Origin of the sequence: Acidovorax sp. A1169, from assembly GCF_030704685.1 — a bacterium.
GTDB lineage: Bacteria > Pseudomonadota > Gammaproteobacteria > Burkholderiales > Burkholderiaceae_C > Acidovorax.
Genome location: NZ_JAUZDX010000007.1, coordinates 18,890 through 33,552 on the forward strand (window position 1 = coordinate 18,890; position 14,663 = coordinate 33,552).

Annotated in this window: 13 protein-coding genes; 6 read left to right on the forward strand and 7 right to left on the reverse strand. The window is 67.9% G+C overall.

The annotated features are described in order from the left end of the window. Nucleotides 1-21 precede the first annotated feature (21 nt). The 3 genes from urtC to urtA form a co-directional block, all read right to left on the reverse strand. Nucleotides 22-1,215 carry an urea ABC transporter permease subunit UrtC gene (gene urtC / locus QYL93_RS13350; RefSeq protein WP_305744083.1) on the reverse strand — a complete coding sequence of 398 codons (1,194 nt, stop codon included), beginning with the start codon at nt 1,213-1,215 and terminating at the stop codon, nt 22-24. Between the two features lie 41 nt (nt 1,216-1,256). Then, entirely contained in the window at nt 1,257-2,171 is a 915-nt protein-coding gene (gene urtB, locus QYL93_RS13355; RefSeq protein WP_057266749.1) for an urea ABC transporter permease subunit UrtB, read from the reverse strand. 83 nt (nt 2,172-2,254) lie between these two features. Further along, nucleotides 2,255-3,523, reverse strand: coding sequence for an urea ABC transporter substrate-binding protein (gene urtA, locus QYL93_RS13360; RefSeq protein ID WP_305744084.1), 1,269 nt, complete (start codon nt 3,521-3,523; stop codon nt 2,255-2,257). 191 nt (nt 3,524-3,714) lie between these two features. On the opposite strand from urtA, the gene QYL93_RS13365 reads away from it, so the two are divergent. Both QYL93_RS13365 and QYL93_RS13370 read left to right on the forward strand, forming a co-directional pair. Then, the gene (locus QYL93_RS13365; RefSeq protein WP_305744085.1) at nt 3,715-7,152 is read left to right on the forward strand and encodes an ATP-binding protein; all 3,438 of its coding nucleotides are present in this window, start codon (nt 3,715-3,717) and stop codon (nt 7,150-7,152) included. Next, entirely contained in the window at nt 7,136-8,062 is a 927-nt protein-coding gene (locus tag QYL93_RS13370; protein ID WP_305744086.1) for a response regulator, read from the forward strand. Before QYL93_RS13365 ends, QYL93_RS13370 begins: the two co-directional genes overlap by 17 nt. Before the next feature lie 42 nt (nt 8,063-8,104). Here QYL93_RS13370 and QYL93_RS13375 read toward each other — a convergent pair whose 3' ends face one another. Together QYL93_RS13375 and QYL93_RS13380 are read right to left on the reverse strand one after the other, a co-directional pair. After that, the gene (locus QYL93_RS13375) at nt 8,105-8,257 is read right to left on the reverse strand and encodes a hypothetical protein (protein WP_305744087.1); all 153 of its coding nucleotides are present in this window, start codon (nt 8,255-8,257) and stop codon (nt 8,105-8,107) included. 79 nt (nt 8,258-8,336) lie between these two features. Further along, nucleotides 8,337-8,828: a PACE efflux transporter gene (locus QYL93_RS13380; protein ID WP_305744088.1), complete on the reverse strand. Its 492-nt coding sequence runs from the start codon at nt 8,826-8,828 to the stop codon at nt 8,337-8,339. Between the two features lie 71 nt (nt 8,829-8,899). Between QYL93_RS13380 and QYL93_RS13385 the strand changes: the two genes are divergently transcribed. Beyond that, complete coding sequence (locus QYL93_RS13385) at nt 8,900-9,877, forward strand: LysR family transcriptional regulator (RefSeq protein ID WP_305744089.1); 978 nt, start codon at nt 8,900-8,902, stop codon at nt 9,875-9,877. Here the strand turns inward: QYL93_RS13385 and QYL93_RS13390 are convergent. Continuing rightward, on the reverse strand, nt 9,863-10,648 hold the full coding sequence (locus QYL93_RS13390) for an MBL fold metallo-hydrolase (RefSeq protein WP_305744090.1): 786 nt from the start codon (nt 10,646-10,648) through the stop codon (nt 9,863-9,865). The genes QYL93_RS13385 and QYL93_RS13390 overlap by 15 nt on opposite strands. A gap of 91 nt (nt 10,649-10,739) precedes the next feature. Here QYL93_RS13390 and QYL93_RS13395 point away from each other — a divergent pair, with 91 nt between their 5' ends. After that, nucleotides 10,740-11,738 carry a GlxA family transcriptional regulator gene (locus QYL93_RS13395; RefSeq protein WP_305744091.1) on the forward strand — a complete coding sequence of 333 codons (999 nt, stop codon included), beginning with the start codon at nt 10,740-10,742 and terminating at the stop codon, nt 11,736-11,738. A 32-nt stretch (nt 11,739-11,770) separates the two neighbouring features. Further along, nucleotides 11,771-12,631: a PPK2 family polyphosphate kinase gene (locus QYL93_RS13400; protein WP_305744092.1), complete on the forward strand. Its 861-nt coding sequence runs from the start codon at nt 11,771-11,773 to the stop codon at nt 12,629-12,631. Between the two features lie 19 nt (nt 12,632-12,650). Here the strand turns inward: QYL93_RS13400 and QYL93_RS13405 are convergent, their stop codons facing one another. After that, the gene (locus tag QYL93_RS13405) at nt 12,651-13,571 is read right to left on the reverse strand and encodes a LysR family transcriptional regulator (protein WP_305744093.1); all 921 of its coding nucleotides are present in this window, start codon (nt 13,569-13,571) and stop codon (nt 12,651-12,653) included. A gap of 106 nt (nt 13,572-13,677) precedes the next feature. On the opposite strand from QYL93_RS13405, the gene QYL93_RS13410 reads away from it, so the two are divergent. Further along, a complete protein-coding gene (locus QYL93_RS13410; protein ID WP_305744094.1) occupies nt 13,678-14,661 on the forward strand; it encodes a tripartite tricarboxylate transporter substrate binding protein in 984 nt (327 codons plus the stop codon). Nucleotides 14,662-14,663: the final 2 nt, after the last annotated feature.

Here is a 14,663-nt window from a genome sequence, read left to right on the forward strand (position 1 = left end):
TGCTCCGGGTGCGGGGTGCGCTCAGGCGCTCTGGCTGCTGGTGCCTTCGGGCAGGGTGGGAGCCTTGGCGGCTTCGGCCTCGGTGGCAGTACGCGGGGTGGTCGTGGGTGGTGGCACAGAGGCCTGGCGCAGCGCCTCGCGCCGGCCCTTCCACCAAGGCACGATGTGGCTCTCCCACAGGCCCGCCAGGCCCATGGGGAAGGCCATGGTCACGCCGATGAACAGGGCCGCCATGAGGAACAGCCACAGGTCGGGGAAGCTCTCGGAGAAGTAGGTCTTGCCCGCATTCACCAGCAAGGTGCCGTAGACCGCACCCACCAGGCTCATGCGCCCGCCCACGGCGGCATAGATCACCATCTCGATGGAGGGAACGATGCCCACGAAGCTCGGCGACATGAAGCCCACCTGCAGCGAGAACAGCGCACCGCCGATACCCGACAGCGCAGCGGCCAGGCAGAAGGTGAAGACCTTGAAGTTGGCCACGTCGTAGCCCGAAAAGCGCACGCGGTCTTCCTTGTCGCGCATGGCCAGCAGCAGGGTGCCGAGCTTGCTGGTCTGGATGAAGCGGCACAGCACGATGGACAACACCAGCAGTGCCACGCACACGTAGTACAGGATGTACTTGGCGCTGTCGGTGCGCGTGTCCCAGCCCCACAGGGTCTTGAGGTCGGTCATGCCGTTGACGCCGCCGGTGTAGCCCTGCTGGCCGATGATGAGCACGGTGCAGATCAGCGCCACGGCCTGGGTGATGATGGCGAAGTACACCCCGCCCACGCGGCGCTTGAACATGGCGAAGCTCACGATCCAGGCCAGCAGCGTGGGCACCACGATCACGGCAGCCAACGAGAACGGCAGGCTCTTGAACGGCACCCAGAGTGCGGGCAGTTCGGTGATCTGGTTCCAGTCCATGAAGTCGGGAATGCCCGGTGTGGACTGGATCTTGGTGCTGATGGGATCGGAGGCTTCGAGCTTGAGGAACATCGCCATGGCGTAGCCGCCCAGGCCGAAGAACACGCCCTGCCCCAGGCTGAGCACGCCGCCGTAGCCCCAGACCATGACCAGACCGATGGCCACGAAGGCGTAGGTGAGGTATTTGCCCACGAGGTTCAGGCGAAAGATGTCGAGCGCCAGTGGCAGCACCACGGCCAGCAGCACGGTGAGCAGCACCAGGCTGGCGAGCTGGTAGCGCTGGATCCAGGCTTTGAGGGCATTCATGAAAGGACTCCGGTGAACTCAGGTGGGGGGTCGACAAACGCTCAGCGGCGCACCTTGGAGGCGAACAGGCCCTGCGGCCGCACCATGAGGATCAGCACGATCAGCGACAGCGTGATCACCTTGGCCATGGAGCCGGCCAGGAAGAACTCGGTGATCGACTGCGTCTGCGCGATGCCGAAGGCCGAGACCACGGTGCCCAACAGGCTGGCCGCGCCGCCGAAGGTGACGACCAGGAAGGCATCCACGATGTAGAGCGAGCCCGAGGTCGGCCCCGTGGAGCCGATGGTGGTGAAGGCAGCCCCCGCCACGCCGGCGATGCCGCAGCCGATGGCGAAAGTCAGGCGGTCGGTCTTTTGCGTATCGATGCCCGTGGCGTTGGCCATCACGCGGTTGGCCACCGTGGCACGGACCCTGAGGCCCCAGCGGCTTCGGTGCAGAGCCAGCAGCACGCCACAGGTGACCACCGCCGTGAGACCCAGCACGAACATGCCGTTGATGGGGATGTCCAGGCCCTCGACGGGCGCCCAGGAGCCCAGCAGCCAGTCGGGCAGCGTGGGGCTGACTTCCTTGGGGCCGATGAAGGTGCGAAAGCACTGCTGCAGTGCCAGGCTGATGCCCCAGGTAGCCAGCAGCGTATCGAGCGGGCGCTTGTACAGGTGGCGGATGAGCCCCCACTCCACCAGCCAGCCCGCGGCAAAGGCAAAGCCGAAGGCGGCCACGATGGCCACCGGAAAATAGTAAGCCACCAGCTGCGGCGCATGCGTGGAGGCCAGCGTGGAGCCCAGGTAGATGGTGTAGGCGCCGATGGTCATGAACTCGCCATGCGCCATGTTGATCACGCCCATCTGCCCGAAGATGATGGCCAGCCCCAGGCCCATGAGCAGCAGCACGGCAAACAGGCTCAGGCCCGCAAAGCCCTGCATGAGGCCGATGTTGAGCATTTCCGAAAAGTTCATGGGTGCCAGACTCCATTCACGGCAAACAAGGGGTGGCCATGCAGCGGCCCGGCCTGGTGGGCCGGACGCTGCGGCGGTGGGAATTACTGGTAGCCCTTAGGGAATGGATCGGGCTTGATGAGCTCGGGCGACTCTGCGACGACCTTGAAGCTCGCATCCGGCATGCCCATGGCGATGCGCGACTTGCTCCACAGGTGGTGGTTGGCGTCGAGCTTGACGTAGCCCTCGGGTGCGGTCTTGAGCTCAATGCCCGGCGAGGCGGCCACCACCTTGTCCACGTCGAAGCTCTTGGCCTTCTCGACCGCGGCCTTCCACAGCCACGGGCCCAGGTAGCCGGCCTGGGTCACGTCGCCGATCACGGCATCCTTGCCGTACTTGCCCTTGAAGGCAGCGACGAACTTCTTGTTGTTCTCGTTGTCCAGCGACTGGAAGTACTTCATCGACGAGAAGAAGCCCGCGAAGTTCTCGCCGCCCACGCCCGTCATCTCGTCCTCGGTGACCGAGAGGGTGACCAAAAGCTGCTTGTCGCCCGTGATGCCGGCGGCCTTGAGCGCCTTGTAGAACGCCACGTTGGAGCCGCCCACCACGGCGACGAACAGGCAGTCGGGCTTCTGCACCTTGATCTTGTTCATCAGCGAGCCGAAGTTGGTGCTGCCCAGCGGGTAGTACTCCTCGCCCACGATCTTGCCCTTCTGAAAGTTCTCCACGTGCTTGCGCGCGATCTTCATCGAGGTGCGCGGCCAGATGTAGTCCGAGCCGATCAGGAAGAAGGTCTTGGCCTTCTTCTCGGTCTTGGCCCACTCCAGGCTGTACAGGATCTGCTGCGTGGCCTCCTGGCCGGTGTAGATCACGTTCTTGGACTGCTCCAGGCCTTCGTAGAAGGTGGGGTAGTACAAGAGGCCGTTCTCCTTTTCGAACACCGGCAGCACGGCCTTGCGCGAGGCGCTGGTCCAGCAGCCGAACACGGCGGCGCAGTGGTCGTTGATGAGCAGCTTCTTGGATTTTTCGGCGAAGGTAGGCCAGTCGGAGGCGCCGTCTTCCTTGATGACCTTGATCTTGCGGCCCAGCACGCCACCCATGGCATTGATCTGGTCAATGGCGAGCTGCTCGGCCTGGATGGAGCCGGTCTCGGAGATGGCCATGGTGCCGGTGGCCGAATGCAGCTGGCCCACGGTGACTTCGGTGTCCGTCACGGCCAGCTTGGTGGTGTTGACCTGGGCGGTGGGCTGGGCGAAGGACCAGGCCGGCAGGCCCGCCATCGAGGCGGCGCCCATGGCCTGCAGCAGGCGGCGGCGGCCGCCGTCCGTGGAGGGAGGAAGGCCCAGGGCATTCGGATCGGTGAGGTGCTTCATGGTGAAAACGCTCCTTGCAACAGACGGGTTGGGGTGGTGTGCGGCGCTGGCCGGCTGGGTTGCCGTGGGTGCCGCGCTGGTGCCAAGATTAGGGACAACCCTGGTACGCGCCCATACGTCAATTAACGTAGCCCGTGCGTACGCACCTCGCGGCAAGCGTTGCTAGAACGTTTCTTGCATGGGCCCCGTGCATGCCCTCCACCCCTCCGTCCGGCGCGCCCCAGCCTGCCCAGCAGACGATCTTTCGCTTCCGGCGCGAGTACAACGCCTGGGTGGCCGACGAGACCATGGAGGACTACGCGCTGCGCTACACCCCCAAGAGCTTTCGGCGCTGGAGCGAGTTCCGCGTGGCGAACACGGCGTTCGGCTCGCTGTCCTTTCTGGCGCTGGAGGCCATCGGCGGGGCGATTGCGCTCAACTACGGCTTCAGCAATGCCATGTGGGCCATCCTCGCGGTGGGGGTGCTGATCTTCCTCACCGGGCTGCCGATTGCCTACTACGCGGCGCGCTACGGGCTGGACATGGACCTGCTCACGCGCGGCGCGGGCTTCGGCTACCTGGGCTCGACCATCACCTCGCTGATCTACGCGGTGTTCACCTTCATCTTCTTCGCGCTGGAGGCGGCCATCATGGCGCTGGCGCTGCAGATGGTGGTGGACTGGCCGCTGCAGTGGTGCTACGTGGTCTCGTCCCTGGTCATCCTGCCCCTGGCCATGCGCGGCATCACGCTGATCTCGCGCCTTCAGGCCTGGACGCAGCCGCTGTGGCTGTTTTTGCTGCTGCTGCCCTTCGTCTGGATCGCGCTGGCGCAGCCGCAGCTGTACCGCGACTTCGCGGGGCTGTCGGGCCTCAAGAGCGGCAGCAGCCAGTTCAACCTGCTGATGTTCGGCGTGGCGGGCACGGTGATCTTCTCGCTGGTGGTGCAGATCGGCGAGCAGGTGGACTTTCTGCGCTTTTTGCCCGAGCGCACGGCCGCCAACCGCTGGCGCTGGTGGGGCGCGGTGCTGGTGGCGGGCCCGGGCTGGATCGTGATGGGCATGCTGAAGATGGCGGGCGGCGCCTTCCTGGCCTTTGCGGCACTGCAGTTCGAGGTGGGCACCACGCGCGCGGCCGAGCCCACGCAGATGTTCCTGGCGGGCTTCCACCAGGTCATGGCGGCGCTCGGACTGCCGGGCCTGGCGGTGGCGGTCACGGTGCTCTTCGTCGTCGTCTCGCAGATCAAGATCAACCTGACGAATGCCTACGCGGGCTCGCTCGCCTGGTCCAACTTCTTCGCGCGCATCACGCGCAGCCACCCGGGGCGCGTGGTCTGGCTGGTGTTCAACGTGGGCATCGCCACGCTGCTCATGACGCTCGGGGTCTTCGGCGCGCTCGAGAAGGTGCTGGCGGTTTACAGCAACGTGGCGATTGCCTGGGTGGGGGCGCTGGTGGCTGACCTGGTGATCAACAAACCGCTCGGGCTGTCGCCGCCGGGCATCGAGTTCCGCCGTGCGCACCTGTACGACTTCAACCCCGTGGGCCTGGGCTCCATGGTGCTGGCGGCCACGGTGGCCTGCTGCGCCTACGCGGGCATGCTCGGCGAGATGGCGGCCGCGTTCTCTCCCTTCATTGCGCTGGTGCTGTCGATGGCGCTGGCGCCGCTGCTGGCCTGGGCCACGGGCGGGCGCTACTACCTGGCGCGCCAGCCCGACACCACCTGGCAGCCCGGCGAGGCGGTGCGCTGCACGGTGTGCGAGAACCAGTTCGAATCCGAAGACATGGCGCGCTGCCCGGCCTATGGCGCGGCCATCTGCTCGCTGTGCTGCTCGCTCGAATCGCGCTGCCATGACCGCTGCAAGACCGGCTCGCGCGCCACCGACCAGCTGCGCGCCGTGGCCGCGCTGCTGTTGCCGCGCCACTGGGCGGCCAAGGTCAACTTCCGCATGGGCCAGTACCTGATGGTGATGGTCTCGCTGTGCGCGGTGATGGTCTTCCTGCTCGGCGTGGTCTATGTGCAGGAGAGCATCGAGACGCCAGCGCAGTTCCTGCGCATGCCCTTCTTCAAGGTGTTCGCGCTGCTGGCCCTGCTGGCCGCCGTGTGCGCCTGGTGGGTGGTGCTGAGCACCGACAGCCGGCGCATGGCGCAGGATGAATCGGAGCGGCAGACGCAGCTCTTGCTGCAGGAGATCGAGGCGCACAAGCGCACCGATGCCGAGCTGCAAGCCGCCAAGGACCAGGCCGAATCGGCCAGCCTGGCCAAGACGCGCTATGTGGCCGGCATGACGCACGAGCTGCGTTCGCCGCTCAACAGCATCCTCGGCTACACCCAGATCCTGCTCAAGAACCCGCAGACCGATGGCTGGCTGCGCGAGAGCCTGTCCACCATCCAGCACAGCGGCCAGCACATGCATGCGCTGATCGACGGCTCGCTGGAGCTGGCGCGCATCGAGGCCGGCCGCCTGCGCCTGGACCTGCTGCCCCTGCCCCTGCCCGAGCTGATCCAGAACGTGGAGGGCATGCTGCGCCCGCAAGCGGAGGCCAGGGGCCTGCGCTTCGTGGTGCAGACCGAAGGCACCATGCCCGGCTGGATACGGGCCGATGCCAAGCGGCTGCGCCAGATTTTGATCAACCTGCTGTCCAACGCGGTGCGCTTCACCGAGCGCGGCGAGGTGCGGCTGCGCCTGGACTTTCGCCCGCATGTCTCGCGCATCGAGGTGATCGACACCGGCATCGGCATCGAGCCGCAAGACCTTGAACGCATCTTCCTGCCGTTCGAGCGTGGCAGCGCCGGCCGCCGCGCGAGCGAGGCCGGAACCGGCCTGGGCCTGACCATCACGCACCTGCTCACGCAGCTCATGGGGGGCGAGCTCACGGTGGCCAGCACGCCCGGCCAGGGCAGCACCTTCACCGTGCGCCTGTACCTGCCCGGCATCTCGCCCGACCCGGCATGGCGCCCGGCCCACATGGCGGCACTGCGCCCGGTGATCGGCCACATCGGCCCGCGCCGCACGCTGCTGGTGGTGGACGACCAGCCGCTGCAGCGCCAATTGCTGGCTGGCCTGCTAGTGCCGCTGGGCTTCATCGTGCGCGAGGCGGCCAGTGGCCTCGAATGCGTGGAGATCGTGCGCCAGAGCCCGCCCGACCTGGTGCTGCTGGACATTTCCATGGACGACCTCGATGGCTGGCAGACGGCCGCGCTGCTGCGCACGCTGCGCCCGGCGTCGGAGCTGCCCATCGTCTTCGTCTCGGCCAACCAGTTCGACCACGAGCCCGGGCGCCTGGCGGCCATGCAGGTGCAGAGCTTCGTGGGCAAGCCGGTGATCGAGTCCGAGCTGCTGCGCGCGCTGCAGGCGGCGCTGCAGCTCGAATGGGTGCACGACAACACGCCGCCACCCTTGCCGACCGCAATGGGCGAGGCCGTGGGCCAGGTACCTGCGTCCACCAGCCTGCCCCAGGGCCTGCGCGACGACCTGACCCGACTGGCACGCCAGGGCCAGGCCGGCGCCGTGCGCGAGCTGCTGCGCCAGGCGCGTGCCGAACTGCCTGCCCATGCCGCCGCACTGGCCGTGCTGCAGGCCTGCGCCGACCGTTTCGATTTCGAGGCCCTGGCCCACCACCTTCGCGAACCCGACCATGAACAGCTCCTTTGACCCATCGGCCCCAGCCAGCCCCGCAGGGCCCGGCCAGCGCGTCATCCTGGTGGTGGACGATGCCCTGGACACCCTGCGCATGCTCTGCGACGCGCTCGCCGCAGAGGGCTATGCTGTGCTGGCCGCGCGCGATGCGCAGGAGGCCCTGCAACGCTTCGACATGGTGGTGCCCGACGGGGTGCTGCTGGACGCGGTGATGCCCGGCATCGACGGCTTTGCGCTGTGCCGCCAGCTCAAGGCCACGCCGCCCTGGTCGCACGTGCCCATCGTGTTCATGACCGGGCTGTCGGACACGGCGCAGATCCTGCAGGGCTTTGACAGTGGCGGGGTGGACTATGTGGTCAAGCCGCTGCGCATCCCCGAGGTGCTGGCGCGCCTGGCGACCCACGTGCGCAATGCCCAGGCCACGCGCATGGCGCGCGAGGCCGTGGACGTGGCCGGCCTGGGCGTGGTGGTACTCGATGGCCAGGGCCGCATGGCCTGGCGCTCACCCCAGGCCACACGCTGGCTGGAAGATGCCTTTGCCCATGCCGAGGCGCCCGCAGAACTGGCCGCTGCCTGGCTGGTGCAGGCCCAGCGCGATGGCGAACAGACCCTGGCATTGGCCGACGGCCGGCAGCTGCTGGCCCGGCACATGGGGGCCAGCGGCCTGGCCGAATCGATGCTGCTGCTCAGCCACGCACGGCCGGAGGCCGCCGCGCCGCGCCGCCTGCAGCAGGTGGCGTTGACGCCGCGCGAGACCGAGGTGCTCTCGTGGCTGACCAAGGGCAAGACCAACCGCGACATCGCCGACATCCTGGGCATGAGCCCGCGCACGGTGAACAAGCACCTGGAGCACATCTTCGAGAAGCTGGGGGTGGAGACACGCACCGCCGCTGCAGCCATCGCGGGGCAGCTGCTGCAGGGCTGATGCGGTTGTGCGAGCGGGGCGGTCCTGAGAAAGGCGCCGGTCCTATTTCATGCCGAACACGATGATGGCGGTGACCGCCACCACCCCGATGACGACCAGGCCCACCACCTGCACGACCATCTCGGCACGAATGAGGTTGACCCAGAAGCCACCGCCTGCAGGCGGCGAAGGATTCTTGTCCTGGTTTTGATCCATGCTGGCTCCTTGATTGACTGTTTTCAGTCTAAGCAGCCTGTGCATCCCCCGGGTAACAAAGCGCACATTGCGTGCGGCGTCAGACCTGTGCAGCCCCCTGCGCACTGGCGGGCAGGCCGAACACCTGGTCGAACACCCAATTGAAGACGAAGGTGTAGCACAGGAAGAAGACGATCATGCCGATGTCCATCACCAGCGCCTGCCACAGGCTGATCTGGAACCACCAGGCAAAGATCGGTACCAGGGTGATCACCAAGCCCATCTCGAAGCTCACAGCATGCACCACGCGGCGGGCTGCGCTGCGCCCGCGCACCTCCTGCCGCGCCTCCCAGCGCTCGAAGGCCCAGTTGAACAGCAGGTTCCAGGCCACGGCGATGAGGGCGGCAACGGCCGCGATCACGCCCGCATGTGCTGCGCCCTGGCCCGACAGAAAAGCCAGTCCGGCGGTGGCGGCAGCAATGGCAATGAGTTCGTACAGCGTGACGTAGACGACGCGGCGCTTTACGCCCTGCAGGCCGGCGGCAGCCTGCGGCGCCGCCAGAGAGGTGGTGGTGGTGTTCTGCGATTCCATGGACCGCACTTTATGTGCGTCGTTCTGATATAAAAAGTTAGCTTATGTCAGTTTTTCTGATAGATTGAGCCATGGCTTTTTCCTCGGACAACATCCAGGTCTTTCTTTCGGTGCTGGACCAGGGGTCCTTTTCGGCTGCAGCCCGCAGCCTCTCGCGCGTGCCGTCTGCCGTGAGCATGGCCATTGCCCACCTGGAGGCGGAGCTGGACATGCCGCTCTTTGACCGCAGCGGCCGCGAGCCCCGGCCCACGGCGGCGGCCCGGGCTCTGGAGCCCCAGGCGCGGCTGCTGGCCGGTCAGCTGCAGCAGCTCAATGCGCAGGCGCTGTCGCTCACCCAGGGGCTGGAGGAACGGCTCACGGTGGCGATTGCGCCCGAGCTGCTGGCCTCGCGCTGGACGGAGCCCATTGCCGCCCTGGCACGCGAATACCCGCTGCTGCAGGTGGAGGTGCTGGCCGCGCCCCAGGTCGATGCGCTCGAGTTGCTGCACACCGGGCGCGCGCAGCTGGCGCTGGTGTTCGAGCGGCCCAGCATCGACGGGCGCGAAGGCTTCCAGGAGGTAGGCAGCGAAACCCTGGTGGCCGTGATGGCACCCGACCACCCGGTGCTGCAGGCCGCGCGCGAAGCTGCCACCGCGCGCGGCGAACCGGCCGGGGAGGCGCAGCTGCGCGAGGAGCACCTCACGACCACACGGCAGATCGTGGTGGCCAGCCGCGACCTGGCGCAGATCGACCGGCGCTTCGTCTTCGCGCGCCACCACTGGCGTACCGACAACCACCTGGCCGCCCTGGGCCTGATCGAGGCCGGCCTGGGCTGGGGCTGGCAGCCACGCGCCCTGGTGCAGCCGCGCATCGACGCCGGCACCCTGGTGGAGATGCCCTTCGAGAACCTGAGCAATGGCACGGCCCTGTGGGTGGACGTGGTGTGGTCCAAAGAGCGGCCGCTGGGTCTGGGCGCACGGCGCTTCGTGGCGCTGATGTCGCACGACGCGTACCGGGCCGGGCATCCCGCCGAGCAGGTCTGCTCCACGTCCGCATCAGAACACGCGTGACTCGCCGTCCTCAGGGATCCACAGCCGCTCCTGCACACCGGCATCTGCGGCCAGGGCCGCCAGGCCGGACCGCGTGGTGGGGCAATGGTCCAGCGCTTCCAGGTGGTTGGCCACCACCATGCCGGGTGCCAGGGTGCAGGCCTCGATCATGTCTTTCCCATCCATGAGGATCTCGCCCCCCAGGTCGAAGCGCGCTCCGCCAGCCGGCAGCACGGCCACCTCGGGGCGCAGCCGGGTGAGGCAGTCGCGCACCTCGGGGGTGAGCACCGTGTCCCCGGCGATGTAGACGCTGGGCTCGCCCGGCATCTCGATCAGGTAGCCATGGCCATGTTCCATGAGGCGGCCGACCCAGCCGCGCCCGTGCAGGCAGACAATGGGCGTGATGTGCCCACTGCCCAGAAAGGGCTGGCGGCCGGTGCCCACCAGCGGCAGTGCCACCAGGCCGCGCGTGGCCAGGTAGTCCGCATCGCGGGGCATGCAGAGCACGGGCGTGCCTCTCCCGCGCAGGAACTGCTTGCCCGACCGGTCCAGGTGGTCGAAGTGGCCGCGCTGGCAATGGGTGATGAGGGCATGCGTCACGCGGCCGAGCACGGCGTCGGCCCCTTCGGGCAGCTCCACGATGGGGTTGCGGCGGCGCGTGCCGCCCAGGTAGCGCAGCGTGGGCAGGCCACCCCGGCGCGAAAGCATGGGGTCGACCAGCAAGGCCACGGGTGCGCTCTGGACCGTGAATTCCAGCACGATGGTGGCATTGCGCAATTGGGTGATCTTCATGGGGTGGTTGCAGGTGCGTTGGATGAAGCCCTATTGTTCAAAAGCGCCTGCCTGGTGAAAATGGCTGGAATGGACAATTCATTGCCAATACATGCCACGCCCGGACACTGATCCTCCTTTCCCCGCGCGCCCCCTGCGCCTGGCCCTTCTGCTGTACGAGGGCTGCATGCCGGCAGGCCTGTTCTCTACAGCCGACATGGCGCGCGCGGCCAACCTGCGCGCGGGCCGGCCGCTGTTCGACGTGCAGTGGGTGGGCCTGGACCTCCAGCCGGTCCCCACATGGCAGGGGCCGGCACTGGCGCCCACCTCAACCCTCGCGCAGGCACAGGCCGATGCCGTGCTGGTGCCGGGCCTGTGGCTGTCGTCACCTGACGAGGTGCAGGCCCAACTGCGCCCCCTGCAACCCCTGGTGCGGGCGCTGCGCGCCCTGCCGCGTCGCACGCAGGCGTGGAGCTACTGCGCCGGCGTGGTGCTGCTGGCCGCCAGCGGCCGGCTCGATGGCCACACGGCCACGGCCACCTGGTGGCTGCAGGCGGCGTTGCAGCAGGAGTTCACGGCCGTGCAATGGCGCTTCGATGAACCCCTGGTGGCGCACGCAGCGGCCACCACCGCCGCGGGGGCCAGCGGCTACCTGCCGCTGATGCTGCACGCGCTGGCGGCACGGCTGCCGCCCCAGGCAGTGCAGGACCTGCAGGAGGTGCTGATGCTGCCCCGCCCGCGCGCGACCCATCCGGTCTTTGCCGGGCTGGACCTGATGGCCCAGGCAGAGCCCGCGTTGCGCAGCGCCATGCTCTGGGTGCAGCGCAGCCCGGCCCAGGGCCTGTGCCTGGCCGACCTTGCAGCGGCCATGCACCTGTCCACCCGCACCCTGGCGCGGCGGGTGCGCGCGCACACGGGCCTGTCTGCGGCACACTGGATGCGTCGCATCAAATTGCGGCAGGCCGCAGATGCCCTGTGCCAGACCCGCTACCCTCTCAAGCGTATCGCCCAGGACCTGGGTTTTGCCAGCGAGGCCGGCCTGCACCGGGCCTTTGCCCATGCCACCGGCCAGACCCCCATGGCCTACCGCACGGCCCACGGCAACCATTGATATCCCTTTCCACACCACCGGAGACGCACACCATGACCCCTCCCTTCCAGAGCAGCAGCAAGGCCTTCGGCGAGCGCTGGTCGGCCTGGCAGCCCAAGGCAGGCGGCAAGAAAGGCAAAACCTCTACCCTGGCCGACTGGGAACCGGGCGCCAAGCCGTTCTCGCTGGGCAGCAAGGCCGAGGACAAGGCTGCCGTCGAAGCCCTGGCGCTGGAGCTCGACGAGTTGCAGAACCTGTTCTATGCCGACAAGCGCTACAAGCTGCTGGTGGTGCTGCAGGGCACCGACACCTCGGGCAAGGACGGCACCATCCGCGGCGTGTTCGGCCGCATGAGCGCACTGGGCGTACACACCATCGGCTGGAAGGCGCCCACCGAGACCGAACGCGCGCACGACTACCTCTGGCGCATCCACCAGCAGGTGCCGCAGGCGGGCGACATCACGGTCTTCAACCGCAGCCACTACGAGGACGTGCTGGTGCCCGTGGTCAACGGCTGGATCACGCCCGAACAGCAGCAACAGCGCCTGGCGCACATCAACGATTTCGAGCGCATGCTCAGCGAGACGGGCACCATCGTGCTCAAGTTTCTGCTGCATATCAGCCCCGAGGAGCAGCGCCTGCGCCTGCAGGAGCGGCTGGACGACCCCGCCAAGCACTGGAAGTTCAGCATGGGCGACATCGAAGTGCGCAAGCAGTGGAAGGACTACCGCCGGGCCTACGACACCCTGCTCAACGCCACGCACACGGCCTGGGCACCCTGGACCATCGTGCCGGCCGACTCCAAGACCCACCGCAACCTGATGATCGCCAGCGTGCTGCGCCAGGTGCTGCAGAACCTCAACCTGCGCTATCCGCCGGGCGACCCGCTGCTGGCAGATTTCAAGGTGGAGTGAGCACTCCCCGGGGCCTCTATCAGGCCTCTCCCACGGCCTGGGCGATGAGCCGCTCACCATGCGACTGCAGCAGCGACACCAGCCGCCGTGAGGCGGGTGACAGGTAGCCGTCGCGCCGGTAGGTCACGCCCAGCGGGCGTATCAAAGTGGTTTCGGCCAGCGGCACCTCGCGCAAGGCGCCCTTGCTGGCCGCCACCAGCGTGCGCCGCGAGACGAAGCTCAGCAGCCCCGTGCGCGCGATCAGCGCGGGCAGCAGGGGGATGGAGTTGGCGGTGATCTGCACGCGGGGGGTGCCCAGGCCGCGCGAGTGGAACACCGCGTCCAGCCACTGGCGGCTGGGAATGGACGCGCTGGGCAGTGCCCAGGCGTGCGCGAGCAGGCTGTGCAGCGTGATCTCCCGCAGATCGAACACCGGGTGATCGGGGCTGGTGGCGACCACCACGGCATCTTCGAAGATGGAGTGCGTCTGGAACTGTGCATCCGGCGCGGGCACCAGGCCGATGAGCAGGTCGATGCCGCCTTCGCTGAGGCGCTGGCGCAGCTCCATGCTCGGGCCCACGGTGATGTCGATGGTGGTGCGGGGCGCCTCGGACAGCAGCAACTGGCACAGCGCCGGCAGCACATGGTCGGCAGCAATCGGCCCGCTGCCGATGCGCACGTGCCCCGCATGGCCTTGCGCGAAGTCGGCCACCTCGCGCATGGCCTCGTCCGAAGCGCTGCGCAGCAGCCGTGCGCGGGCCAGCAGCACCTCGCCCACGGCGGTGAGCTGGATGCCGCGCCCCGCGCGGTGGAACAGCGGTGCACCAAACGATTCCTCCAGCCGCTGGATGGACTTGCTCAGCGCGGGCTGGGTGCGGCCCAGGCGCTCGGCAGCCTGGCCCAGATGGCCCAGTTCGGCCACCGTTTCGAAGTAGCCCAGATCGCGCAAGTTGACGGCCATCAATTCATGAAAAAAAGAAATGAATGAATGAATTTTATCCAATAGACGGGAATGGTTTGGGCGCCACAGAATCCGCTCGCCCAGACCCATAAACCGGAGACACACCTTGATCCATCGACGCACCTTGCTCACCACTGCGGCCGCCGCTGCCCTGCTGCCGCTGACCGCCATGGCCCAGGCCACGGATGCCTGGCCACAGCGCCCCATCCGGCTGGTGGTGCCCTTCCCGCCCGGCGGCAGCGCCGACTTCCTGGGCCGCCTGGTGGCCGAAAAGATCACCCTGGCCACGGGCTGGGTGATGGTGGTGGAAAACCGCGCGGGCGCGGCAGGCAACATCGGCCTGGACGCCATAGCCAAGGCAGCGCCCGACGGCTACACCATCGGCATCGGGCAGACGGCGAACATGGCCATCAACCCCTCCCTGTATGCCAGGATGCCCTTCGACCCGCTCAAGGACCTGGCGCCGGTGGCCCTGGTCGCCTCGCAGCCCATGGTGGTCACGGTGAAGGCCGATGCCCCCTACCGCAGCCTGGCCGAACTGGTGGCGGCCGCCAAAAAGAGCGCCGAGTCGATGCGCGTGGCCTTTGCCGGCAACGGCACGGTGGCCCACCTGGCCATCGAGCTGCTGGAGCGGCGTGCGGGCATTGCGCTGGTGAACGTGCCCTACAAGGGCGCGGGCCCTGCCGTGAACGACCTGCGCGCCGGCCATGTGGATTTCTTCGTCGGCAACTCGATCTCGGTGCTTGGCCAGGTCAACGGCGGCAGCCTGCGCGCGCTGGCCGTGACCTCGCCCACGCGTCTGAATGCGCTGCCCGCCGTGCCCACGGTGGCAGAGTCGGGCTTTGCGGACTTCGACGCGCAGACCTGGTCGGGCGTGGTCACGCCGGCCGGCGTGACCACGCCCATCCTGGCGCGCCTGTACACCGAGGTCACCCGCGTGATCGCGCGGCCCGACGTGCTGGCCAAGTTCGCCGCCGAGGGCAGCACACCCGCCACCGGCCGCAGCATGCAGCAGTTTGCCGAACTGGTGCGCTCCGAGCACCGCAGCTGGGGCGACCTGGTGCGCCAGGCGAAGATTCAGCTCGACTGACC